Origin of the sequence: Rhizobium sp. RM, from assembly GCF_013390595.1 — a bacterium.
In the GTDB taxonomy this organism is placed as follows: Bacteria; Pseudomonadota; Alphaproteobacteria; order Rhizobiales; family Rhizobiaceae; genus Agrobacterium.
Map to the genome: position 1 here is coordinate 71,954 of NZ_JACAWV010000016.1, position 23,202 is coordinate 95,155.

Annotated in this window: 19 protein-coding genes; 10 read left to right on the forward strand and 9 right to left on the reverse strand. The window is 58.0% G+C overall.

Annotation, left to right across the window (positions count from 1 at the left end; genetic code table 11):
• Position 1 precedes the first annotated feature (1 nt).
• From HWX89_RS14685 to HWX89_RS14720, 8 genes are all read left to right on the forward strand, one after another.
• Positions 2–2,236, forward strand: a complete 2,235-nt coding sequence (locus HWX89_RS14685; RefSeq protein WP_353505687.1) for a TonB-dependent siderophore receptor — start codon at positions 2–4, stop codon at positions 2,234–2,236.
• Complete coding sequence (locus HWX89_RS14690) at positions 2,230–3,105, forward strand: ABC transporter substrate-binding protein (protein WP_178340774.1); 876 nt, start codon at positions 2,230–2,232, stop codon at positions 3,103–3,105. The genes HWX89_RS14685 and HWX89_RS14690 overlap by 7 nt, the downstream gene beginning before the upstream one ends.
• 16 nt (positions 3,106–3,121) lie before the next feature.
• Positions 3,122–3,844, forward strand: coding sequence for a siderophore-iron reductase FhuF (fhuF, locus tag HWX89_RS14695; protein ID WP_138791430.1), 723 nt, complete (start codon positions 3,122–3,124; stop codon positions 3,842–3,844).
• A gap of 246 nt (positions 3,845–4,090) precedes the next feature.
• Entirely contained in the window at positions 4,091–5,617 is a 1,527-nt protein-coding gene (locus tag HWX89_RS14700) for an ABC transporter substrate-binding protein (RefSeq protein WP_138791429.1), read from the forward strand.
• 77 nt (positions 5,618–5,694) lie between these two features.
• Entirely contained in the window at positions 5,695–6,636 is a 942-nt protein-coding gene (locus HWX89_RS14705; RefSeq protein WP_178340775.1) for an ABC transporter permease, read from the forward strand.
• A complete protein-coding gene (locus HWX89_RS14710) occupies positions 6,636–7,505 on the forward strand; it encodes an ABC transporter permease (protein ID WP_138791428.1) in 870 nt (289 codons plus the stop codon). The genes HWX89_RS14705 and HWX89_RS14710 overlap by 1 nt, the downstream gene beginning before the upstream one ends.
• On the forward strand, positions 7,506–8,714 hold the full coding sequence (locus tag HWX89_RS14715; RefSeq protein ID WP_138791427.1) for an amidohydrolase/deacetylase family metallohydrolase: 1,209 nt from the start codon (positions 7,506–7,508) through the stop codon (positions 8,712–8,714).
• A gap of 21 nt (positions 8,715–8,735) precedes the next feature.
• Complete coding sequence (locus HWX89_RS14720; protein WP_138791426.1) at positions 8,736–9,245, forward strand: RidA family protein; 510 nt, start codon at positions 8,736–8,738, stop codon at positions 9,243–9,245.
• 9 nt (positions 9,246–9,254) lie between these two features.
• Here HWX89_RS14720 and HWX89_RS14725 read toward each other — a convergent pair whose 3' ends face one another.
• A complete protein-coding gene (locus HWX89_RS14725) occupies positions 9,255–10,097 on the reverse strand; it encodes an IclR family transcriptional regulator (RefSeq protein ID WP_353505688.1) in 843 nt (280 codons plus the stop codon).
• A 105-nt stretch (positions 10,098–10,202) separates the two neighbouring features.
• Here HWX89_RS14725 and HWX89_RS14730 point away from each other — a divergent pair, with 105 nt between their 5' ends.
• Positions 10,203–11,399, forward strand: a complete 1,197-nt coding sequence (locus HWX89_RS14730) for an aminotransferase class V-fold PLP-dependent enzyme (RefSeq protein ID WP_138791425.1) — start codon at positions 10,203–10,205, stop codon at positions 11,397–11,399.
• 34 nt (positions 11,400–11,433) lie between these two features.
• Positions 11,434–13,269: an ABC transporter ATP-binding protein gene (locus HWX89_RS14735; protein ID WP_138791424.1), complete on the forward strand. Its 1,836-nt coding sequence runs from the start codon at positions 11,434–11,436 to the stop codon at positions 13,267–13,269.
• 32 nt (positions 13,270–13,301) lie between these two features.
• On the opposite strand, the gene HWX89_RS14740 is transcribed toward HWX89_RS14735, so the two are convergent.
• The 8 genes from HWX89_RS14740 to HWX89_RS14775 all read right to left on the reverse strand — a co-directional run bounded on the left by HWX89_RS14740 (position 13,302) and on the right by HWX89_RS14775 (position 23,196).
• Positions 13,302–14,549: a glucarate dehydratase family protein gene (locus HWX89_RS14740; protein WP_138791423.1), complete on the reverse strand. Its 1,248-nt coding sequence runs from the start codon at positions 14,547–14,549 to the stop codon at positions 13,302–13,304.
• A gap of 8 nt (positions 14,550–14,557) precedes the next feature.
• Positions 14,558–15,343 carry a sugar phosphate isomerase/epimerase family protein gene (locus tag HWX89_RS14745; protein ID WP_138791422.1) on the reverse strand — a complete coding sequence of 262 codons (786 nt, stop codon included), beginning with the start codon at positions 15,341–15,343 and terminating at the stop codon, positions 14,558–14,560.
• Complete coding sequence (locus HWX89_RS14750) at positions 15,340–16,374, reverse strand: hydroxyacid dehydrogenase (RefSeq protein ID WP_178340776.1); 1,035 nt, start codon at positions 16,372–16,374, stop codon at positions 15,340–15,342. Before HWX89_RS14750 ends, HWX89_RS14745 begins: the two co-directional genes overlap by 4 nt.
• Positions 16,371–17,540 carry an SGNH/GDSL hydrolase family protein gene (locus HWX89_RS14755; RefSeq protein ID WP_138791421.1) on the reverse strand — a complete coding sequence of 390 codons (1,170 nt, stop codon included), beginning with the start codon at positions 17,538–17,540 and terminating at the stop codon, positions 16,371–16,373. Before HWX89_RS14755 ends, HWX89_RS14750 begins: the two co-directional genes overlap by 4 nt.
• Before the next feature lie 15 nt (positions 17,541–17,555).
• Positions 17,556–18,305: an SDR family NAD(P)-dependent oxidoreductase gene (locus tag HWX89_RS14760; RefSeq protein ID WP_138791420.1), complete on the reverse strand. Its 750-nt coding sequence runs from the start codon at positions 18,303–18,305 to the stop codon at positions 17,556–17,558.
• An 18-nt stretch (positions 18,306–18,323) separates the two neighbouring features.
• Positions 18,324–20,654 carry an alginate lyase gene (locus tag HWX89_RS14765; protein WP_138791419.1) on the reverse strand — a complete coding sequence of 777 codons (2,331 nt, stop codon included), beginning with the start codon at positions 20,652–20,654 and terminating at the stop codon, positions 18,324–18,326.
• 70 nt (positions 20,655–20,724) lie between these two features.
• Positions 20,725–22,254 carry an extracellular solute-binding protein gene (locus HWX89_RS14770; RefSeq protein WP_138791484.1) on the reverse strand — a complete coding sequence of 510 codons (1,530 nt, stop codon included), beginning with the start codon at positions 22,252–22,254 and terminating at the stop codon, positions 20,725–20,727.
• Positions 22,255–22,314: 60 nt separating this feature from the next.
• Positions 22,315–23,196 carry a carbohydrate ABC transporter permease gene (locus HWX89_RS14775; RefSeq protein ID WP_138791418.1) on the reverse strand — a complete coding sequence of 294 codons (882 nt, stop codon included), beginning with the start codon at positions 23,194–23,196 and terminating at the stop codon, positions 22,315–22,317.
• Positions 23,197–23,202: the final 6 nt, after the last annotated feature.

The following is a 23,202-nucleotide window of genomic DNA, read 5'->3' on the forward strand; positions in this document are numbered from 1 at the left end:
GATGTCTTTGCCCGTCTCGGCAGCACTCACATCACAGGTTCGTACAATGCAACACACCGGCCTTGCAACTCGTAAGCCATCTGCTCGTCTCGCTCGGCTTCTGCTTCTGTCCTCGGGTGTTGCTCTGGGCGTGATGTCCGTTCAGGCCGGTACAGCTTTTGCGCAGGATGCAAACGGTTCCACGCAGCTTGATCCTATCGTCGTGCAGGGAAAAGCCACGGCCAAGGGTGCCCGCGTTGAACAACGTGGTTACGTGGCAAAGGACTCTGCCTCGGCAACCAAGACATCGACGCCGGTCGCGGAAACACCACAATCCATCTCCGTCATCACGCGCGGCGCCATGACCGATCGCGCCGTGCAGACCGTGGCTGACAGCCTGCTCTATAGCTCGAACGTCAATGGCCAGCGGTATGGCAACGACCCACGCTCCGATTATTTTACGGTTCGCGGATTTGCTGCCGATCTCTATCTCGATGGGTTGAGGGTTCCGCAGATTGCCAACCAGACGGGCGGTTACGCGGGCTTTCGTGTCGAACCTTATTTCCTGAACCGCGTCGAGGTTCTACGTGGTCCGAGTTCGGCGCTGTTCGGCCAGACGAACGTTGGCGGTGTTGTCAACATGATCAGCAAAGACCCGCAGGATACGGCGGGTGGAGAGCTCTACACACGCTTCGGCAGCTTCAATCAGAAAGAGATCGGTTTCGATGCGACCGGCCCGATCGGCACCGAATCCGGTCTGAGCTACCGTCTGCAAGGTGTGCTGCGCGACAGCGATGCCATGAACGACTTCGGCAAGAATGATCGTGTCGCCATCAGCCCCACGATCAAGTGGTTGCCGGACGAGGATACCAGCCTGACGGTCTACGGCGCCTACATGAAGGATGATGCAGGCCAGGTGCCGTCGCTCATTCCGGCCGCCGGCAGCGTCTATTCGAACAGTCTGGGTTTGACCATCCCGCTCAGTTTCTCTGATGGCGATCCGTCGCTTGCGATCTACGACAAGGAAACGGCCTATGTCGGATATCGTCTCGAGCACGCGTTCAGCGACGATCTGGTCCTCAGACAGAACTTCCGGTATTCGTATCTCGACGTGAACTACCAGAACCTGTTCGGAAACGGACTGTCTGCCAACCAGCGCACGCTTTCCCGTCTGGTCTATAATGCCCAGCCGACGCTGAACGCTGCGGCACTCGATACCAATCTCGAATACAAGTTTGATACAGGTCCTGTCAGCCATACGTTGCTTGGCGGTGTTGATCTGCAGTGGCAGAACCTTGTCAACGACACAGGCTCGCGGACCGGCCCGACGCTCGACCTCTTCAACCCGGTTTACAACATCGGTGTGATCCCGGCGACGCTGACGACGCATCTTGATCAGACGCAGCGGCAAGCGGGCATCTATCTCCAGGACCAGATCGAGATCGGTGGTTTCCGTCTGACTGCCGGTGGGCGTCAGGATTTCGTCGATACGGATTCCGACAGCACGGTCATCGCCAGCGGGGCGACCACGCCGTACAGGCGCAACAACAGTTCCTTCACCGGCAGGGTTGGTGCCGCTTACGTGTTTGACAATGGCATCACGCCTTATGCGCTTTATTCAACCTCTTTTGCTCCGGTCCTCACTCTGGCCGCGACGCCACTGAAACCAACGACCGGCGAGCTGAAGGAAATTGGCGTCAAATATGCGCCGCCAGGCGAAGACTTCAGCCTGACGCTGTCCGGTTTCGAAGCGACACAGCAAAACGTCGTGAACCGCGTTGCCGGCATCTACTATCAGACCGATGAAGTGCGAGTGCGCGGCATCGAAGTCGAAGCCAACGCCACACTCTGGGATCGTGTCAATCTGACTGCTGCCGCAAGCTGGCAGGACCCAGAGGTCACACGAAGCGAAACGGCATCGCAGGTCGGCAAAATGCCGTACACGGTTCCAAAGCAGCAGCAGTCGCTATTTGTCAGCTATGACGTACCGATGCCGGATGCATGGGATGGAAAGCTGACACTCGGTGTCGGTGCACGCCATCTCGGCAAGACTGCTGGCGACACGGCAAACTCGTTTTTCGTTCCGGGTTATACACTGGTGGATGCCTTCGCCCGTTATGAACACGATCGTTACGCGTTCCAGCTCAACGGCTATAACCTTGGCGACAAGAACTATGTTGCCGGTTGCAACACCACCACGCAGTGCTACTACGGTCAGGGATTGACGGTGGTCGGCACGGTGAGTGTGAAATGGTAACAGCCACGATCGGGAGAAGATCGTTACTGACAGGCTTGGCGGCTCTGGCCGCCATGCCGCGATTGGCTTCGGCAGCCGCACCGCCGCGTGTCGTTACGCTGGAATGGACGTCGACGGAAATCGCACTTTCGCTTGGTATTTCACCGGTCGGCTGCGCAGAGCCGTCCGGTTACCGAACCTGGGTGAACGTCGATACTGACAAGCTCGGCGCCGTTGCCGATCTCGGACGCCGGCAGCAACCGAGCCTTGAGGCCATTCGCAAGCTGCAGCCCGACCTTATCCTGTCTTCCCGTTTTCGCCACGCATCGCTGGCATCGGCGCTTGGTGATATCGCGCCGACACATCTCCTCGACGATCAGGACGATCGAGATATGCTCGCGGCCGTCTACCGCAGCGTCACTCAGGCCGGTGCGGCATTGGACCGGGCGGAGGAAGCCGCTGCCTTGCTGACAAGGTTTGACGAGGACATTGAAGGCCTGAGAACCCGGTACGCTGCCAAGATTGCCGGACAAAAACTGGTCTTGGCTCAACCGCTTCCCGGCGTTCCCCGTTTGCGCATCTTTGCGCCAAATTCCGCCGCCGTCATGTTGATGCAGAGGATCGGTTTTGTTCCCGGGTTTGATATAGCCCCTCAGCCTTTCGGCTTCACCACAATCGATCTCGAGGGATTAGCATCACTCGAGGGGCAGACTACGCTGGTCATTCTCGCTGAGGCGATACCGGAGGATCTGCGTTCAGCCCCATTGTGGCCGGTCCTTCCCATTGTCGTGCAAGATAATGTCCGGGTCACTGGCACGCAGGTCTGGCCTTTCGGTTCGACCGCTTCCTTGCAGAGACTGGTCGGTGAGATTGCCAGCCAGTTCGGCTGAAGGTACTAGAAAGCCCATGCGGCGGACGGACATTCTAAACCTTCTCTTCGAGCAAGCTGAGCTAACTGGCGCTCGCTCGTTTTTTCAGCGGAAGAGGCGCGAGGACCTGTCCCTCGCGGAGTGTCTGGAACCTCATCGGCTCGACGCGATACTTTCCAACTACGGTCGTCGCTTCGGCACGAATGCTTCCCGGATCGCTGTCGCCGGCGAATGGTCGAAGCGGTATTTTTTCTTCGTTGCCAGGCCGATGATTGCTGCCACGATCATGGCCGACTGGTGCGTGTCGCTCGCGCCTGAAAGGGTTGGTCTCAATGTGACCGACGATGGTGACATTATCGGCTTACGCCTGTCGTCATTTGGCAGGCTCCATCGTGCGACATCGTCGGAAGAGCGCTTTGATTTTATCGTCAGGGACAATCTAGCACCGGTTGTTGAGGCGATTGTCGAGGTTTCTAGCCTGTCTCGCAACGTACTCTGGAGCAATGCGGGCAACCTGTTTGAAGGAACGGTACGTGGGTGCAAGGCCCAACTGCCGTCGCCGACACCTGGCTTGACGCATGCGTTCGACTTTCTTGACCTGCCGACCCTTGCTGATGGGACCCGCAATCCTCTTTTCCGGCCGATCGTCTATCCTGTCAAAAATGGCGAGCCGAAACGCCTGCGGCGTGTGTGCTGCATTCGATACCTGCTGGAAACGCTCGATTACTGTGCGACGTGCCCATGCCCAAGAGGCCAATAGTTCGGCCGTTAGTCCCTTGAAATACAGGCTTTTCGGGTCTCGCCTGTCAACGGGTTTTCGTTGAATCCCTCGCCTCCTCTGCAAAAGACGGGCTATTTTCGCACGGCCGCAGCCAAGATTTCCGCTGCCCGTACGGTCCACTACAGACGAACTCACTTTCCCGGTTGACAGCGTCAACTCGTCCGATATTCTATTATAAAGACTTATATAACATAATAATGGAACAAAAAATAACGGGAGCATGAGATGAAGACTCTTTTAGCACTTCTTGTCGGTACTGCCCTGGTTGGCCTGCCGACCGCACTGATGGCTCAGGAAAAGGGTGGGGTGATCAACGTCGCGACCATCGGCGAACCTCCGACCCTCGATCCGATGTCTTCCACCGCCGATCTGGTTGGCATCGTTACCCAGCATATTTTCGAAACGCTTTATACGTTTGACGGCAAATGGAACGTCACGCCGCTTCTGGCGGAAAGCCTGCCCGAGGTGAGTGCCGACGGTAAGACCTATACGATCAAACTGCGCACAGGCATCAAATTCCACGACAACAGCGACATGACCTCGGAAGACGTTGTTGCCTCGCTCACCCGTTGGACAAAGATCGCATCACGCGGCAAGCAGGTGGCCGGTTTCATCGAAACGATCACGGCCACCGATCCGGCAACCGTCAAGATCGTGCTGAAACAGCCTTATGCACCGCTGACGTCGCTTTTTGCCTTCAACAACTCGGCCGCGATCATCATCCCGTCTGACAAGCAGGATGAGCCGATGAAGGAATTCATCGGCACTGGTCCTTACATGCTGAAGGAACGCAAGGCCGACCAGTACATCCAGCTAACGCGCTTCGATGGCTACAAGCCGCGCGATGGCGAAAGTGACGGTTATGGCGGCGCCCGCCATCAGTATCTCGACGAAATCCGTTTCGTTCCGGTGCCTGATGCCAATACCCGTGTTGAAGCTGCCGTTTCCGGTCAATACGACTACGTCGATTCCATTCCGGTTGAATCCTTCGACAAGCTCAAGGGATCGAGCGCATCGCAGCCGGTCATTCTGAAGCCTTTCGGTTATCCGGTCTTCGTGTTCAACACCAAGGAAGGCGTCGCCCACAATGTCGAGATCCGCAAGGCAATCCGCCAGTCGCTGAGCATGGAAGACATGCTGGCTGCTGCCTTCGGCAGCACGGATTTCTACGCGCTGGACGGTGATATCTATCCGAAGCCCTATGCGTGGAACACCGATGCAGGTGTCGAAGGCAACTACAATGTGGCTGATCCTGAAGGTGCTGCCGAAAGCGCCAAGAAGGCTGGCTACGCCGGCGAACCGATCCGCATCCTGACAAGCCGTCAATATGAGTTCCATTACAAGATGGCACAGGTGGCGGCCGAATATCTGAAGATCGCAGGCTTTGCCGTCGATCTGCAGGTTGTCGACTGGGCAACGCTGACGCAGCGCCGTGCCGATCCCAAGCTCTGGGACATCTACATCACCCATAGCCCGTTCCTGCCGGAGCCGGCGCTGATCGGTTCGCTGTCGCCGAGTTCGCCTGGCTGGTGGGATACCCCGGCCCGCAAGGCAACGGTTGATGCCTTCACCTCGGAAGTCGATCCGCAGAAGCGCATTGCGCTCTGGGCCGATGTCCAGAAGGCCATGTATGACGAGCTACCCTACATGAAGATCGGCGATTTCAATGCCGTGGCCGCAAAATCCGGCAAGCTCGAGGGCGTTGATCCGGCTCCATGGCCGTACTTCTGGAACGCATCCATCAAGAAGTAACGCCTCGCCATGCGATACCGGTGTGATGGCGCCGGTATCCTTCTTGCATTGTGCCTCCGGGCATAGGGACAGACCCCATGATACGCTACATTCTCCAGCGCCTCGCTGGCATGATCGTCGTGATGTTCCTTGTTGTCACGATCGTCTTCGTCATCGTGCGCGTGACGCCGGGTGATCCGGCAGCAGTGATGCTCGGACCCGATGCAACGTCACAGGATATTGCCGATCTGCGCGCCAGCCTTGGCCTCGACAGGTCTCTTGGCGTTCAATATCTCTATTATATTGGCCAATTGTTGAAGGGCGATCTCGGTCAATCGATCTTTCTGAACATGCCGGTTACGTCGGCACTGCTTGATCGGGCCGAGCCCACCTTCTTCCTCACGGTGTTTTCGCTTCTCATCGCCGGCGTGATTGCTCTGCCGATCGGAATTTATGCAGCCTATCGTCGCGGCTCTTTTGTTGACCAGGCCGCGACCACACTTGCGATGTTGGCAGCTAGCATTCCTAGTTTCTGGCTGGGCCTCATTCTGATGCAGGTTTTCGCTGTCCGTTTCGGTCTGTTCCCGGTCTCGGGTTATGGCGGTCCGGGCTCCAGTTTCCTTGACCGTATGTATCATCTGACCTTGCCTGCCTTCGCGCTTGGTATCGTCTCTTCCGCGTTGATCCTGCGCTTTACGCGCGCCTCGATGCTCGATGTGCTGGGTGACGATTACATCCGCACTGCACGTGCCAAAGGTCTGATCGAGCGCAAGGTGATCCTCAAACATGCCCTGAAGAACGCCCTGATCCCGATCCTGACGGTCCTCGGTCTGACAGCCGCCGTGCTGATCTCTGGCGCTGTCGTTACCGAGACCGTGTTTGGTCTGCCGGGCGTCGGCAATCTTGTCGTCTCGGCGGTGCTGCGTCGTGACTACCCTGTCATCCAGGGCGCGCTGCTGGTGATCGCCGCGCTCTACGTCCTGATCAATTTTGCGATCGACATGCTCTATCTGTTGGTCGATCCGAGGGTGCGCTACTGATGAGCGATATTGCGATCAAGCCGGCCGAAAGCGAGGGCCGCAAGTTCATCCGCCGCTTCCTGAAGCGCAAGACCGTTGCTTTCGGCGTTGTCGTTCTGACGATCTTCGTGCTGCTGGCGATTTTCGCGCCATGGATAGCGCCCTATTCCCCGTCCAAACTTTCGATCGTGAACCGGCTGAAGCCGCCGAGTGAAATCTATTTCTTTGGTACGGATGAGTTCGGCCGCGACGTGCTGTCCCGCACGATCTTTGCCGGCCGGCTCTCGCTCCTGGTCGGTGCCGCCGTTGTGGCGCTCTCGGCGGTCATCGGGGTGACGCTCGGCTTGCTGGCCGGGTTCTTCAAGAAGCTCGATACGCCGATCGCGCGTCTCATCGATGCCATGATGGCGTTTCCGGATATTCTTCTGGCGATTGCCCTTGTTGCAGCACTTGGGCCGTCATTGACGACTGTCATCATTGCGCTCTCGATTGTCTATGCGCCGCGGCTTGCCCGTATCGTCCGTGCTTCGACGCTCGTCATTCGTGAACTGCCCTATGTCGAGGCAGCACAGGCTCTGGGTATTTCCACCTTCCACATCATGACGCGCCATGTGCTGCGCAACCTGCTGTCGCCGATCATGGTGCAGGCAACCTTCCTTTTTGCCAGTGCGATGCTGGCAGAAGCCGGGCTCTCCTTCCTTGGGCTCGGTGTCAGCCCCGAAATTCCCACTTGGGGCACCATGATTGCCGCAGGCCGCCAATATATCGGCCAGGCAGACTGGATGACGCTGTTCCCCGGCGTCGCCATCATTCTCTCCGTGCTTTCGCTTCAGATGGTCGGTGACGGCCTGCGCGATATGCTCGATCCAAAACTTCGAAAGGACCTGTAAATGACCGGTGAAAAAACGGCCAAGCCGCTTCTCCTCACCAATGTGAAGCCGATGGCCTTCGGCGCCGACACTCCCTCTGGTGTCGTCGATATCCTCGTCGATGGTGAAGGCAAGATCGCCAAGATCGGTCCTCAGCTTGCAGTGACCGACGACATCACCCGTGTTGATGGCAAGGGCGCCTGGATTTCTCCGGGCTGGGTCGATCTGCACGTTCATATCTGGCATGGCGGCACCGATATCTCTATCCGCCCCTCAGAATGCGGTGCCGAGCGCGGCGTGACGACGCTGGTTGATGCGGGATCGGCGGGAGAAGCGAATTTCCACGGCTTTCGTGAGTATATCATCGAACCATCCAGAGAGCGCATCAAGGCGTTCCTCAATCTCGGTTCGATTGGTCTCGTGGCCTGCAATCGCGTTGCCGAACTGCGCGATATCAGAGATATCGATCTTGATCGGATTCTCGAATGCTACGCCGAAAACAGCGAGCATATCGTTGGGTTGAAGGTTCGCGCGAGCCATGTGATCACCGGCTCCTGGGGCGTCACCCCGGTCAAGCTCGGCAAAAAGATCTCCAAGATCCTGAAGATCCCGATGATGGTCCATGTCGGCGAGCCGCCGGCACTCTATGATGAAGTGCTTGAAATCCTTGGACCCGGTGACGTCGTCACCCATTGCTTCAACGGCAAGGCGGGCTCCAGTATCATGGAAGATGAGGACCTGTTCAATCTGGCCGAACGCTGCGCCAGTGAGGGTATTCGCCTCGATATTGGTCACGGCGGCGCATCGTTCTCGTTCAAGGTTGCGGAAGCTGCGATCAATCGTGGCCTGCTGCCGTTCTCGATTTCGACCGACCTGCACGGCCATTCGATGAACTTTCCGGTCTGGGATCTGGCAACGACAATGTCGAAGCTGTTGTCCGTCGGCATGCCCTTCGACAAGGTCGTGGAAGCGGTCACCCATGCCCCGGCATCGGTGATCAAGCTTTCGATGGAAAATCGTCTTGCTGTCGGTCAGCGGGCCGATTTCACGGTCTTTGATCTTATCGATTCCGACATTGAGGCGACGGATTCAAACGGTGATGTCTCCGTGCTGAGCAAGCTGTTCGAACCGCGTTATTCGGTCATCGGCAGCGAAGCGATCACGGCCAGCCGTTACATCCCGCGCGCCCGCAGGCTGGTTCGTCACAGCCACGGTTATTCCTATCGTTGATACGCGAAACAAAAATCGCAAATGGGAGCTTACGTGAGCACCTCTCCAGTAAAAACCAAAATTGCAGCCTCGCCCTACGAGCGTTTGGCCGCACTCGGCATTACCCTGCCGCCACCGCCGCCGCCGATTGCCAACTTCGTCACGCATGTGATCGAAGGCAACATGCTCTACCTCTCCGGCCAGGGGCCGCGTGAGACAGACGGTTTCCTGCATGTCGGCAAAGTCGGCGCCGAAGTCGGTGTCGAGGATGCCTACAAGCATGCCCGACTGACCGGTATCAACCTGCTTGCGGTAATGCATGACGCGCTGGGCGATCTCTCCCGCGTCAAGCGCGTCGTCAAACTGCTCGGCATGGTCAATGCTGTCCCGGAATTCCTCGACCATCCCAACGTCATCAATGGCTGCTCCGATCTCTTCAACGACGTGTTCGGTGAAGAGGTTGGCCAGCATGCCCGCTCGGCTGTGGGCTTCGGGTCTTTGCCGGGAAATATCACCGTCGAGATCGAAGCAATCGTCGCGCTGCGCGACTAGAGGAGAATGTCAGTGGTTGCGCCAGCCCATGATCTTTTCGATACGTTCCGCCGACGCGCGCACATGCGCCGTGTAGTGGTTTTCGTCCGAAAAGGCCTTCTGTTCGGGAAGGACGATGGAGATGGTGGCAACGCACTGGCCGTCGCGATCACAGATCGGCGAAGCAATGCATGCAACGGCATAGTCCGACTCTCCCGCCTGGATCGAAAGACGCGACTGGAAGGCCGCGCCTGCGGACTGAGACAGGACTTCCGGGTCCATCTCCGCCCGTCCCGTCGGCGAAGTCTTGGCGCAGCGCCTGAACAGCTCGACGCGCTCCTGTTCCGGCAGGTGCCCGGCCAGCAGGCGCCCGGAGGCAGTCCAGTTCAGAGGAACTCGGGTTCCGACGCGCGACGCGACCTGAAAATGGCTCGGGCCATCCGCCATCGCCAGCACCAGCATGTAGTCGCCATCGCGGCCACAAAGCTGGACCGTTTCGTCGGCTTCACGGCAAAGATCGTGCATTTCATGCGTGGCAACGCTCATGAAATCGAGCGATCGCGCATAAGCAAGACCGTAATGGTAAAGCCTTGGTCCGAGCCACACGGAACCATCCGCGTTGCGCGACAACATCGTCTTTTCGACGAGATCGTCGACGATCACATAAACGGTCGAAAGCGGGGCCTTGACTGCCTTGGCTATGGCGTAAACGCCAGCCGGTGCGCCGGTTTCGTAAAGGTAATCAATGACCTGCAAAGCACGGTCAATCCCACTCACGCGGGAGCGGCGCGCGGTTTTTTCGCCTGCCGTCTCGTCACCGGAAGCACTGGTCATGGGGTGAACCGTCGATGATGTCTTGCCGTCCAATTCCACGCTCCTCGTATGCAGATGCGAGCTTATTACATAACTATGGCATACGCTTCAGTAAGGGAAATCACAAGGCCCCTTGGTCTGAGGCATTCGAAATTGGAGACCACAATGTCTGATGATATCCGCACCTCAATTGGACTTCGCCCGGTGATCAATGTGTCCGGCACCATGACAAGCCTCGGCGCGTCGATCGTGGTTCCGGAAGCAATTGCTGCCATGTCGTCGATCCTGCCGCAGTTCGTTGAAATCAACGATCTGCAGCGCAAGGCGAGCGCCGTTATCGCCCGGCTTACGGGCGGCGAGGCAGGATTTGTCACGGCTTCCTGCTCTGCGGGCATTTCGCTCGCCGTTGCGGGCGCCATTACCGGCAACAACCTGCTGGCCATCGAGCAACTGCCGGATCGCGCTCCCGAGAAAAACGAAGTTCTCGTGCAGATGGGGCATGTCGTAAGCTACGGTGCGCCAGTCGATCAGGCCATCCGCCTTGCCGGCGGCAAACCGGTGCTGGTCGGACAGGCTACCTCGACCCACCGTTTCCACATGGAGCATGCGATCACCGAAAAGACGGCCGCCGCCGTTTATGTCGTTTCGCATCATGTTGTCGATTACGGTTTGCTGAACCTCAAGGAATTCGTGGAAATCGCCCATGCCAAGGGTGTTCCCGTGATCGTCGATGCAGCTTCGGAATATGATCTCAAAATATTCCTCGAGCAGGGTGCGGATATTGCTCTTTATTCCGGTCACAAGTTTCTGGGCGGCCCGACGTCGGGCATCGTTGCCGGACGCAAGGAACTGGTGCGCCATGCCTTCCTTCAGAACATGGGCATCGGCCGCGGCATGAAGGTCGGCAAGGAAAGCATCTTTGGTGTGATGGCGGCACTGGAGGCCTGGGAAAAGCGGGATCATGCTGGCATTCGCGAAAGGGAAACCAGTTACCTCAACCTGTGGAAACAGACACTCGACGGTCGACCCGGTGTCACCGCGCTGATCGAACCCGATCCCACCAACAATCCTCTTGACCGCATGCGCGTCATCATCAAGGCGGAGGAAGCCCATATCACCGCCTGGGATCTTTCCGATGCGCTGGCGCGTGGCACTCCGCCGATCATCGTTCGCGACCATGAGGTCGAGCACCACTACTTCTATCTCGACCCATGCAATCTGCATCCTGGTCAGGAAACGATCGTTGCAAGGCGTCTGACAGAAGAACTCGAAAAGGCGCGTGCCTCGAACGAAATCATCGCGACGCCGATCGAAAACCGCAGCAAGCACCGCTTCGACGGCGCGCTTCGCTGGCCGGATTGATCATCAGAGCGAAACACAGACAGAGGAAGCAAGCATGGCAGGTATCCAGGCACAAACCAGCGCAGCGGCAGACCCCGTTCTTTCCGTTCGCAACCTGACGACTTCATTCTTGGTGGATGGCGCGTGGAAGCCTGTCGTCCGAGATGTTTCCTTTGATGTCGCCCCCGGCGAAACGGTCGCGATTGTCGGCGAGAGCGGTTCGGGCAAGAGCGTGACCTCTCTTTCGATCATGCGTCTCCTCCAGGCGGATTCGAGCCGTATCGAAGGCAAGATCCTGCTTGGTGGTCGGGATCTGCTTGCTCTTCCCGAGGAGAAGATGCGCAACGTTCGCGGCAATGATGTCGCGATGATCTTTCAGGAGCCGATGACATCGCTCAATCCGCTCTTCACGATCGGCGACCAGATTTCCGAGGCGTTGCTTTGCCACAAACCAATGTCGAAGGCCGAGGCGCGGGCCGAAACCATCCGGTTGCTGGAAAAGGTGCGTATCCCTTCTGCGGCGTCGCGTTTTGACGAATACCCACACCGCTTCTCCGGCGGCATGCGTCAACGTGTGATGATCGCAATGGCGCTTGCGTCACGTCCGAAGCTGCTGATTGCCGACGAACCGACGACGGCTCTCGATGTAACGATCCAGGGTCAGATCCTCGATCTCATCAAGACGTTACAGGAAGAAGAGGGAACGTCGGTGCTGTTCATCACCCATGATATGGGTGTGGTCGCGGAGATCGCGGATCGTACCGTCGTCATGTATCGCGGCGAGCAGGTGGAAACAGGCGCCACGGCCGACATCTTCCACCGTGGGCAGCATCCTTACACGCGTGCGCTGCTATCTGCTGTCCCGGTTCTCGGGTCGATGAAGGGTTACGAACGCCCACTGCGGTTTCCAGTGGTCAAAACCGCAACCGGTGAATCGAAGCTGCCGGTGGAGACGGCCGATACCGTCGCCTCCAGCTTGCGCCCGGTACTGGAGGTCAAGAACCTCACCAAACGTTTCGATATCCACTCAGGTCTTTTCGGCAAGCTGACCGGTCGCGTCCATGCCGTCGAGAATGTCTCGTTCGACCTCCATGCTGGTGAAACGCTATCGTTGGTTGGCGAGTCGGGCTGCGGCAAATCAACGACGGGCCGGGCCATCATGCGTCTCATCGATGCGCAGAGCGGTTCGGTCGTTGCCGATGGCAAGGATGTGTTGGCGCTGGACAAATCGGGTCTGCGCGAAATGCGCAAATCGATCCAGATGATTTTTCAGGACCCCTTCGCCAGCCTCAATCCACGTATCCGCGTTGGTGATGCCATTGCCGAGCCCTTTCTCGAGCATAAGATGGGCAATGCCAAACAGGCGAAAGACCGTGTTGCGGATCTCCTGGAAAAAGTCGGCCTTACGCCTGATATGGCATCGCGCTTCCCGCATGAATTTTCCGGTGGCCAACGCCAGCGCATCTGCATCGCGAGGGCTTTGGCGCTGGAGCCGAAAGTGATCGTTGCGGATGAGAGCGTGTCGGCGCTCGACGTGTCGATCAAGGCGCAGGTCATCAACCTGATGCTAGACCTGCAGCAGAACCTGAACCTTGCCTTCCTCTTCATTTCGCACGACATGGCTGTTGTCGAACGCGTCAGTCACCGGGTTGCCGTGATGTATCTTGGAGAGATCGTCGAGATCGGTCCGCGGGCTGCGGTGTTTGAAAACCCGCAGCATGCCTACACCAAAAAACTGATGGCGGCCGTTCCGGTGCCGGACCCCGATCGTCGGAGCGAAAAGCGGTCCGCCGCAAACGACGAAATCAAAAGCCCGGTTCGCTCCGTCGATTATGTCGTCAAGCCGCTGGACTATCGCGAGGTGTCTCCGGGACATCTTGTGGCGGTCTGAGAAGGGGCAGGTCCCGCGTCTTTGACGTTCAGTCACCAGCGCGGCACCTTGCGCTCGTAGGTCGGGTCAAACTTCTTCATGTAGGCCGTGTCGTCACGCTCTTTCATCGCCGTCTGCTCATACAGAGCGGCGAGTTTGGCGAGCTTGCTTCGGTCGAGGGCGACACCAAGACCAGGCTCGGTCGGCACCTTCAGACGGCCGTTCCGGAACGTGAATGGTGTTCCTTCGATCACGTCGACGCCGGTCCAGGGATAATGTGTATCGCAGTCATAACTGAGGTTTGGTGTGGCAGCGGCCACATGCGTCATGGCGGCAAGCGTGATACCGAGATGCGAGTTCGAATGCATTGAAACTCCGAGCCCCAATGTTTCGCAGATCTTGCCGAGATGGGTCGAGGCGCGCAATCCACCCCAGTAATGATGATCTGACAGGACGATCTGCACGGCGTTTTTGCGGAAGGCCTCGGCGATCTGATCGAACTCCAGAACGATCATGTTGGTGGCAAGCGGAAGCGAAGTGGCCGCCGCCACCTTTGCCATCTGGTCCATGCCGATAACGGGGTCTTCAAGGTATTCCAGAACGCTCTCGAGTTCACGGGCGATGTGAATGGCGGTTTCAACCGTCCAGCCGCCATTTGGGTCGATCCGCAACGGGTGATCTGGAAAAGCCTTTCGCAATTTCCGCATCGTTTCGATTTCGAGATCGGGATGCAGCACACCACCCTTCAGCTTCAGCGATTGGAAGCCGTATGTTTCGACCATCTTCTGCGCTTCACCGACCATCTGGTCAGGGGTCAGGACCTCTCCCCATTCATCAGGTTCTTCGCCGATGTGGGCCGCGTATTTGAAGAACAGGTAGGCGCTGAAGGGAACGCTGGTCCGAACAGTGCCGCCCAAGAGGTCGGAGACAGGCCGCCCGAGCAACTTGCCCTGAATATCGAGGCAGGGCACTTCGAAGGCGGATGCGACGACGTCTGTCAGCTTGTGATCTGCCACGGCTGACTTCGCATTGATGCCACCGCCTCCGGGCAAAGCGGCAATCACCCGCGATTTCAGTTCGTGAAGGTGAAACGGGTCGAGGCCGACCATGGCAGGCGCCGCACGTCGCAGGCCGTCAAGTGCCTTGATGCTTCCGTAGCTCTCCCCAAGACCCACGGTACCATCGTCACAGACGACCTCGATAATAGTCCTCAGGGCGTGAGGTTGGTGGACGCCTTTGCAGTTCAGCAGAGGCTTGTCAGGGATGGCAACCGGTGTGAGATGGATTTCGGCGATCCGCATAAAAACTCCTATCGCCACCAGCTACGCGCTGCCGTCAGCGCGTCGTCCAGAGGTGGCAGTTCGGGATGCCAATGGCGCTCCCATTCGAGACTGATGGGTATTTGTCGATCACTTGATCGAAGCAGTGAAATCAGGTCCGCCATGGGAAAGTTGCCGTGGCCGGGCAGCACATAGCGTCGGCGTCCTGCATCATCCAGCCTGCTGTCCTTGACGTGCAGATGGACAACGCTTTTGGCAATGTTTTGCCAGACGGTTGCGAGATCGGAGCCCTTGGCCCAGGTATGATGGGTATCCCACAAGATCTGCGCTGTCGGCACGCGCTCGACAAAAGCGAAGAGCTGTCTGGAATCGGCCAGTGCATCGTGGGTCTCGATCATCAGATCGACACTGAGTTGGCGCGACTGTCGCATTGCCTGCCAATCACTCAGCAGCTTTTCAGCGTGCGACATGTCGTCAGCGCTTAACTGCCCGCCGCCATCGAAAATACGAAGATGAGCGATCCCCGCTGCTTCGGCCCAGGGGATGAATGGTTCGACGGCGGAGAGGTCTTCGCTTTCGAACAATCGGACCGATGTGTTGAGTGCAGCCACCTTGAGATTGCGTCCGGTCAGGAAAGTGGCAAACCGGTCAGGGCTGCCAAACTCAGCCTCCAGTGCCGCGATCAGATCAACCGTACCGGCCAGTGTTCGCAATTCCACACATGCGATGCCATGGTGTCGGGCGAGGTCGGCGACCTCGTGCAGATTGAGTTCAGAACAGCCGAGTGTCGAAAAGCTGTAGTCGAACGTCTTCATGCCATGCGCTCCATATCCTGCTTGAAAACGGGGTGCAGAGGTGGAAGGCCAGTGATGAAACGCTCGATTTCCGTGATGGCGAGATCGGACAGCGCCCGCAATTCATTGCCCAGCGCCCCGGCAATATGTGGGGTGAGAACGACATTGGGCAGATCGTAGAAGAGACTGTCGGTCGGTAGAGGCTCCGGTTCCGGCGTGTCGATCAGGATGCGCAGCCGTCCGGATTTTGCTTCCAACAGCAATGCATCGTGGTCGACGAGCCAGCCGCGCGCAGTGTTGATGAAGACCGCATGGTCCGCCATCAATGCAAGCTCGCGGGCGCCAATCATGTGGCGGGTTTCCGGCAAGATCGGTGCATGCAGCGAAACCACGTCGGACCAGGCGAGAAGCGCATGCAGATCCATTTTCGTTGCACCCAGGGCCGAGGCGTCTGCCTCGGAGAGATAGGGGTCGTAAACGCCGATCTCGAAATTGCCCCGGCCAAGCATTTCGATCACCAGCCGCCCGATGCGGGATGCGCCGACAATGCCGATCCTGCGATCATAAGTGCCGAGGTAAGGCAGGCTCATGCCGCGCCGGCTGCCAAAGCCGCCGGTACCGCGCTCTTTCCGGTGCTCATCGCGCAGGCGAAACACATCCTTGCAGCACATGATGATTGCCGCGTAGGTGAACTCCGCCACCGGCACGGCCATGGCGGATGCCGCCGTCGTCACCAGAATATTGGACGTTTCCCAAAATTCGGGAGGTGCGACGTTGCGCACCGATGAAGCGGCATAAGCCAGCATTTTCAGTTTTGGTGCCCGGGAAAGCCGTTCTCTTGTCAGCGATGGCGTACCCCATGCTGCCAGCAGAATATCGGCCTCCGCCAAGGCTTTGCTTCCTTCTGCCGTATCGAAATCAGTGCAGGGAAAACCCGCAATGATGTCCGTTACGGCATTCAGCCGTGCCCATTCTCGTGATCCGAAGAACCCTTTGGGAAGCTCTTCGCGCATGGCGATCAACAGCCGTGGTTTTTCAGGGGACTTTTTCATGCGCGCACCGGGCTGGAAACGGGCCGGACATCAATGCGAGAAACGTCGATTGCGATTGGGTTTGATCCCGGCCGCAACAGGATATCGAGATAGAGTTCGGGCGGCGCGCTACCCGGCCGGAGTTTTAACGGTGGCGTACGCAGCGCGCCTTTCCATTGGATATTTGGGAAAGAAAAAACTGTGCCATCGTTGTCGCGGAAGGGAGCGAGCGCTGTTGCTTCCTGTCCTTCCGTCGCAACATCTTTCAGGCGCAGCGATATGCCAAGCACCCCCTCATGTGCAGGTACGTCGATATCGCAGATCGCTTCCAGCCAGACGCCTGTGCCGGGGTGAACAAGCTCTCCGCCGAGACGGTGGTTCTTTTCAATCATGTCGGTCACGACCCGCGCTGACGCGTCCGGCGCCAGATTGCCGGCTGGGTTGTTGATTGGATCGAAACGGTCGTCTCTTGCCAAAATGCGATCGGTGGCACGGGGCACAATCGTTTCGAGATAGGTTGCCAGCAGCTTTCCGACGGCGAAGGCACCCGGCACCGAAAAATGGGTGCCATCGTCGGAATAGCCCGGATAAGGCTCACCAAACTCGCTTTCGGGGTCGACCCAGACCACGTTCCAATCGAACACATGGCAATTGGCGTGGCTTGCGGCAAACTCGATACTCTGACGGTTGATCCAGTGCGCTTTTGCCCGTTCGGCACCGCCAGCCGGCCATTTTCCGACGCCGCGGGCCAGTATAGGGAGCAGGATCACGGTCTTTCCGGCGTTGAGCAAGGCTGACGCGATCCGTGCCCGTGTATCGGCAATCGTCTGACGGCTCTCCACCATCATGTCGTTGGTGCCGGCATCGACCAGGATCAGATCGAAATCCGATTGCAACAGTCGCGGCAGGCGCCGCTCGATCTCGACCGCTTTTTGACCGGAAACCCCAAAATTGAGGCCGGAAAAGAAGCGGCTGACACCGGGCCGATTGCTGGGCTCCCAGCCGGATGGGACGGACGGATCATGATGGACCGGGCAGCTTAGCCTGCCATGCGACAGGACCTCTGCCCAGCTCATCCAGCCGCGTGCCGATGTGGCAAGCGAGCCCGCGTCGCCGATATGGTTCTGCTGGACGAGCGATGTTCCGAGCACGGCAATTCGGCTCGCCCTTGGTAACGATACGGACATGGTTTTACCAGGATATCAGGAGAACAGAACGCCGCCATTGATGTCGTAGCAGGCGCCGGTGATGTAGGCAGCATCATCAGATGTCAGGAATGCCACCAGACCGGCGACGTCCTCGCTCGACCCTTCACGCTTCAGCGATGTGGCACCGGCCACCCGTTCGCGCACCTCGGGTTTGGTGAAGGTGTCGTGGAAGGTTGTCGAGATCATCCCGGGGCAGACGGCGTTGACGCGAATGTCTGGGCCGGCTTCCTTGGCGAGGCCGCGGGTGAACGTCATGACGGCGCCCTTGGAGGTCGCATAGGCGAGCGCGCCCGGACCGCCGCCATCGCGACCGGCCTGCGATGAGAAGGTGACGATTGCGCCACCCTTCGCCATCTTCGGCAACGCTGCCTTTGTGGTGAGGAAGAGCGAGGTGAGGTTGACGTCGAGTACCTGGTGCCAGAAGGCTTCGTCCATTTCGGCAATCGTCTTGCGGGCAATCAGGCCACCAGCGACATGTACGAGACCATGAATCTCGCCAAACTTGTCGACAGCGGTCGAAATCGCCGCCTCGACGTCGCTTGCTTTGGTAAGATCCGCCTTGATCGCGATGGCCGAGCCTCCGATTTTTTCGATTTCGGCAACGGCTGTGGCCGCGCCATCGGCTGCACCGTTATAGGTCAGCACGACATTGGCACCTTCCTGCGCAAAACGGATGGCGCATGCACGGCCGATATCCCGGCCTGCACCGGCGACGACAACAGTCTTTTTGGTGAAACGTTGCATTTGAAAACCTCGCATTGACTAGAATTGCTTGGGAAGGGAGAGCTTGAAACGCTCGTCGTCGACATCGCTGAAGTAGATGTCTGTCGAAAAACCCTGATCGTCGATGAAGCTGAAAATCCGCTTCGGTTCGTTCAGGCTGTAGGGCACGAGAAGGGTGACCAGGCGATGCCGGGTTGAGGCCGGGACAGTCGCGCAGACGTGATGATGGATATCGAGACCCTCGAATTCCTTCGGGTCGATCTCGGGAAATCCTTCAATGGCTGTGATTTGCGGTGTGCCTGCCGACGAGAAGACGAACTGACCGTAGAAACCCGCTTTCTTGCCGGTGTATCGAAAACTCGATCGACCGGTCTGCGGCGCCCCGAGTGTATGGCAGAGCCATTGCAGTTCCTGGGGTTCTTCGCATTCAACCTCATCAACAAACACGAAATAGCTGTCGTTGACGAAGTGGATTTCGCGTTCTGCCTTGCGGACCAGCGGATTTCCAACCTGATAGGCGGCCGTTGCATCGCCAAGGATGCGAACATGACCGGGCTTTTCTTCCACGGATACAATACGACCCGCGGCCCGCCGTGCCAGCGCCTTGTCTTTCTCCGCATATTGGCCTTTGCCACCAATCAGCACCGCATTTTTCGAGCGTGTCTGCCGGCGCCAGTTCAGGTGCATCTGTGAATTGAAGGCGACATAATAGCCCGACTGTATCGCAAGGTCTTCGCCATAGGCATAAAGCGCAAAGGCATTCTGATCGCCATGGCTGTGGCTGAGCGATCCATACGGGCTCGATTTGAAGACGAACTGCAGATGCCGGTCCGGGTCTTCCATATGTTTCTGGATGGTTACCCAGCCGATATCGTCAAACACCGCAAGTGCTGGCAGGTCAGCCGGCGAGACGGGCTCGACCTGGCGGTAATCATGGCGGTAGACCAGATCATCAAAATTCAGATCCCACCAACCGTAATTGTAAAAGGCCATTTCCGTCCCGGCCGCATCTTTTTTGAGGCGATCGAAATACCATTGGTAATGACCGTTGCCGGTCACCCCTGCAAACTGCCTCACATTGTAACCCACCTTCAGTCCGGGAAGATCGCCCAGGGTGGAATCGTCACCGAAATTGGCGCGGCGGGTGCCGGGCGCCTTGGTGTAAAGCGGGAACCGTCCAGTGTTCTGGAAGAATGGCCGCTGGTAGAGGTCGTAACCGATATAGGAGCGGATCAGGTTGGCGGCTTCGATGAGATAGGCCATACCGGTCATCCAGTAATGTGGCCCTTCGGCCCAGCCGCCATCTGTTCCCGCCCATGGCGAATAAAGCGTAGCGAGGAACTCAACTGTATAGTCGAGCCATTCGCCGGCTTCGTCGCTTTCCCCAAGCAGAGAAATGCAGGCGGGGGTGAGGACGGCAGACAGCGAACGAACGGCGTGGCTGTCATAAGGGAAGACGTGAATGCGTGCATGGGCTGTCACGTGGTCTGCGACTTCACGCGTCCGGCGCAGCAGCACATTTCTGACGGTCTCTCGTTCGTCTGCGCTCAAATGGTCGTAAAGCCAGTCGTAACCCCAGGCGAGGGCGACAACGACGCGGAACCCTGCCTCGTCGTTATAGGCGCGCGATGTTGCGCCATTCGGGTTCCAGGCGGCAACGGATAACAGCCAGTCCCGGGCGGTGTCGAGAAGGTCTTCCCGTCCCAACACCCGACCGGCAATCGCCAGATGGCGGATTGCGTAAATCACTTCCTGGCAATCGATATACATCTGGCGCCACAGCGTCGCGACGCGGATGTTGTTCGGGTAAGGTTGCGGTTCCGGCATGATCGGCCGGTCGATCCACGGTTTTACCGACTTCTCGAAAAAGTCGGCCCAGCCGCAATGGTCAGGGTCTTTGGCCACGGCGTCGGCGAAGACTTTCAACTGATCGGGATTGAGCCAGAGCCTCGGATGGGATTTGTGGGCAGCCTCATGACGGGTTGCCCTGCTGGGTACCGGTGTTTTGGGCAGTGCCGCGACGATCTCGAAACTGCGCACCTTGCTCCAGTTCGAAAGAGGCGCTGCAGCATTCTGGTCCCAGAGGGCATAGGTCCAATGATAGTGACCTTCCGCCAGGGCTTCATCCGGCGTGAAGAAATTCCACGCGAGGTCTTCGAATATGTGCGTCTTCGCGTCTGAAAATCCGGGATCGGTCGAGATGCGCAGAACGTAGCGTGCGCCATCATCGATATCGGGCAGCCAGGAAAAACGCGGCGGGTTCTCGGTGGGCGGTGTTTGCTCGCTCGGCATGTAACCAATGGTCAAGGAACCGGGGCGCGGTTCATCGAGATGAGCTTGTCTGGCAATCGCCGAGGCAGAGGGACGCATTGCGCTCTAACTCCTTAAAAAGCAAAGGGAAAGGATGGCGGCGACAGGGCCGCCATCATGATAGACAGTGTTATTGTGCCGCCTTGTACTGACGGTCGTAGGCCGATTGCATGATCTTGATGACCTCGTCGTAACCGAGCGCTGTCAGCCTCTTTTTGTAGGCATCCCAGCCGGTATCGACGTCCTGGGCGCCAAGCACCCATGTCTGCTGCATCTCGGTCATGTAGGTGAGAAGGCTCGGCCAGTAACGGTCGAAGGTGGCCTTCTCCTCGGCGTTCAAAGACACGCCCATGAACTCGTCCTTGAGGCAATTGCACTTGTCGTAGAGATCGATGCCTTCCAGCGCGATCTTGTTGGTCCACTGGCGCTCGTATTCGTAGTCCATCCAGTAGCCGCGCGGCACCTGGGCGCCGACGGCCCAAAGCTGGGCGTTCACCGGGTCCTTGTTCTCCAGCACTTCCTTTTTGAACTGCGGCTTGCCGTCGACCATTTCGAAGGTTTGACCCTCGACGCCGAAATTCGACAGGATGCGGCCTTGCTGCGAGAACCAGAAATCGAAGTACTTGATCGTTTCGACCGGGTGTTCGTTGGTTGCCGAAATTGCCCAGCCGACGGGCTGAACACGCAGCCGTCGCGCATCCTCGAAGCGTTGACCCGATACGGTCTTGGGCGGCAGCATGGGCTTCAGCGCGAAACCTTCGATCTTTGGCGACAGGGCGTCGTTATAGGTCGAGGTGCTGGCGAACCAGTCATGCGTCATGCCACCGAGATTGTTGCCAAGAAGATATTCACGCGAACGGGCGCCGCGGGTGAAGATCTCCTTGTCGATCAGGCCTTCCTTGTACCACTTGGCAACATTTGAAATCCCAATCTTGTAGTTCTCTTCAGCCCAGGGATGGCGGAGCTGTCCGTCATAGACGGCAAAGTCTCCGTAACGCTCGGACCCTGAAACACGGGCGTCCCAGAGATTGATGAGACGGACCGCATCGATTTCCTCACGGGCAAAATACGGAACTTCATCCTTTTTACCGTTGCCGTTCGGGTCTTTGTCCCTGAACGCCTTGAGGACCTCGTGGACCTCTTCCGGCGTTTCGGGCTGCTTCAGTCCCAGCTTGTCGAGCCAGTCCTGGCGGATGAACCAGCCGCGCGAATATTTCCCGTCTGGCACATATGGAATGAAATAGAGTTTGCCGTCCGGTCCGGAAATCGCATTGCGAATGTCCTTGTGGCTATCGAAGAAGGCTTTCAGGTTTGGTGCATGTTCCTCGATCAGCTCGTCGAGCGGGATGAAGGCTCCTTCAAGACCGTAGCGGATGAAGTCTTCCTTCAGGCCGCCGGAGGCGTCGCCGCCGACGATATCGGGAAGATCACCCGAGGCGATCAACAGGTTGAAGGCATCACGACTGCTGGTCGTCGCCAGCGATGCGACGTTGCGGACGTGGATATTGGTGATCTCCGCAGCTTTCTGCTCCACCGGCCACTTTTCCGAATAGACGTATTTGTCGCGGAAGTGGAAATGGATTGTCAGCTCCAACGGGTCTTCCGATATCTTGCCGGCATCTTGTGCAAAGGCCGGCAAGGCCATTGTCGCTGCTGTCATCAACGCCAGAAGGGGCGCGCCTTTTCGTAGTTTTCTCACAGGTTCTCCTCCCTTGTGCTGCTACTCTTTGACTCCGCCCAGCAGAATTCCTTTGGTGAAATACTTCTGCGCATAGGGGTAAATGATGAGGACGGGGATGATTGACGCGATCATGATCGCGGATGTAACGGTCTCGAACGAGTAATGGGCAGTCAGCAGGCTCGAGGCGAATTCATCGTTCGAATTGAGATCGACGACGACGCGTTTCAGATAGACCTGCAGCGGGATCTTCTCCTCCCCACGCAGCAGGACCATGGCCCAGAAATATCCGTTCCAGCGCGACACGATGCAAAACAGAGCAACGGTAACGATGGCCGGCTTGGAAAGCGGAATGAACACCTTCCAGAGCAGTTGCAGCTCGCTGGCGCCGTCCATCTTGGCGGCTTCCTCGAAGGATTTTGGGACCGCTTCAAAGAAGTTGCGCAGCAGGATGACGTTGAAGGCGCTTGCCGCAAAGCCGATGATGATGCCGAAACGGCTGTCCAGCAGGCCAAGATCGCGCATGTTCAGGAAGAACGGGATCATGCCGGCGTGGAACCAGAGCGTGAAGGCAATGGCGATGTTGAAGAAGGTGCGGCCGCGCAGACGCTTGCGCGACAGCGCATAGGCGCCGGGGATCATGATCAGCAGGCTCATGAACGTGCCACCGAATGTGTAGATGAATGTGTTGCCGTAAGCGATCCAGAACATTCTGTCGGAGAGAACGTGCTCATAGGCTGCGAGCGTCACATCGACCGGCCATAACGTTACCCGGCCTGCAGTTACGGCAGCGCCGGACGAGATTGAAACAGCCGCCACGTAGATAAAGGGATAAAGCGTCGACAGAACGAACAGTCCGAGAAGAATGGCGTTGGCCCAGCCAAAAATCTTGTCGCCGCGCGAATAGAGATTGAAGTTTTTCATTTTCAG

What these genes read in the sequence shown, in the direction of transcription:
- HWX89_RS14770 (WP_138791484.1), bottom strand. Translation starts at nt 22,254, where the DNA reads ATGACAGCAGCGACAATGGCCTTGCCGGCCTTTGCACAAGATGCCGGC.
- HWX89_RS14740 (WP_138791423.1), bottom strand. Translation starts at nt 14,549, where the DNA reads ATGCGGATCGCCGAAATCCATCTCACACCGGTTGCCATCCCTGACAAG.
- fhuF (WP_138791430.1), top strand. Translation starts at nt 3,122, where the DNA reads ATGCGGCGGACGGACATTCTAAACCTTCTCTTCGAGCAAGCTGAGCTA.
- HWX89_RS14700 (WP_138791429.1), top strand. Translation starts at nt 4,091, where the DNA reads ATGAAGACTCTTTTAGCACTTCTTGTCGGTACTGCCCTGGTTGGCCTG.
- HWX89_RS14720 (WP_138791426.1), top strand. Translation starts at nt 8,736, where the DNA reads ATGGGAGCTTACGTGAGCACCTCTCCAGTAAAAACCAAAATTGCAGCC.
- HWX89_RS14705 (WP_178340775.1), top strand. Translation starts at nt 5,695, where the DNA reads ATGATACGCTACATTCTCCAGCGCCTCGCTGGCATGATCGTCGTGATG.
- HWX89_RS14750 (WP_178340776.1), bottom strand. Translation starts at nt 16,374, where the DNA reads ATGAAAAAGTCCCCTGAAAAACCACGGCTGTTGATCGCCATGCGCGAA.
- HWX89_RS14730 (WP_138791425.1), top strand. Translation starts at nt 10,203, where the DNA reads ATGTCTGATGATATCCGCACCTCAATTGGACTTCGCCCGGTGATCAAT.
- HWX89_RS14690 (WP_178340774.1), top strand. Translation starts at nt 2,230, where the DNA reads ATGGTAACAGCCACGATCGGGAGAAGATCGTTACTGACAGGCTTGGCG.
- HWX89_RS14710 (WP_138791428.1), top strand. Translation starts at nt 6,636, where the DNA reads ATGAGCGATATTGCGATCAAGCCGGCCGAAAGCGAGGGCCGCAAGTTC.
- HWX89_RS14745 (WP_138791422.1), bottom strand. Translation starts at nt 15,343, where the DNA reads ATGAAGACGTTCGACTACAGCTTTTCGACACTCGGCTGTTCTGAACTC.
- HWX89_RS14765 (WP_138791419.1), bottom strand. Translation starts at nt 20,654, where the DNA reads ATGCGTCCCTCTGCCTCGGCGATTGCCAGACAAGCTCATCTCGATGAA.
- HWX89_RS14775 (WP_138791418.1), bottom strand. Translation starts at nt 23,196, where the DNA reads ATGAAAAACTTCAATCTCTATTCGCGCGGCGACAAGATTTTTGGCTGG.
- HWX89_RS14755 (WP_138791421.1), bottom strand. Translation starts at nt 17,540, where the DNA reads ATGTCCGTATCGTTACCAAGGGCGAGCCGAATTGCCGTGCTCGGAACA.
- HWX89_RS14715 (WP_138791427.1), top strand. Translation starts at nt 7,506, where the DNA reads ATGACCGGTGAAAAAACGGCCAAGCCGCTTCTCCTCACCAATGTGAAG.
- HWX89_RS14685 (WP_353505687.1), top strand. Translation starts at nt 2, where the DNA reads ATGTCTTTGCCCGTCTCGGCAGCACTCACATCACAGGTTCGTACAATG.
- HWX89_RS14735 (WP_138791424.1), top strand. Translation starts at nt 11,434, where the DNA reads ATGGCAGGTATCCAGGCACAAACCAGCGCAGCGGCAGACCCCGTTCTT.
- HWX89_RS14760 (WP_138791420.1), bottom strand. Translation starts at nt 18,305, where the DNA reads ATGCAACGTTTCACCAAAAAGACTGTTGTCGTCGCCGGTGCAGGCCGG.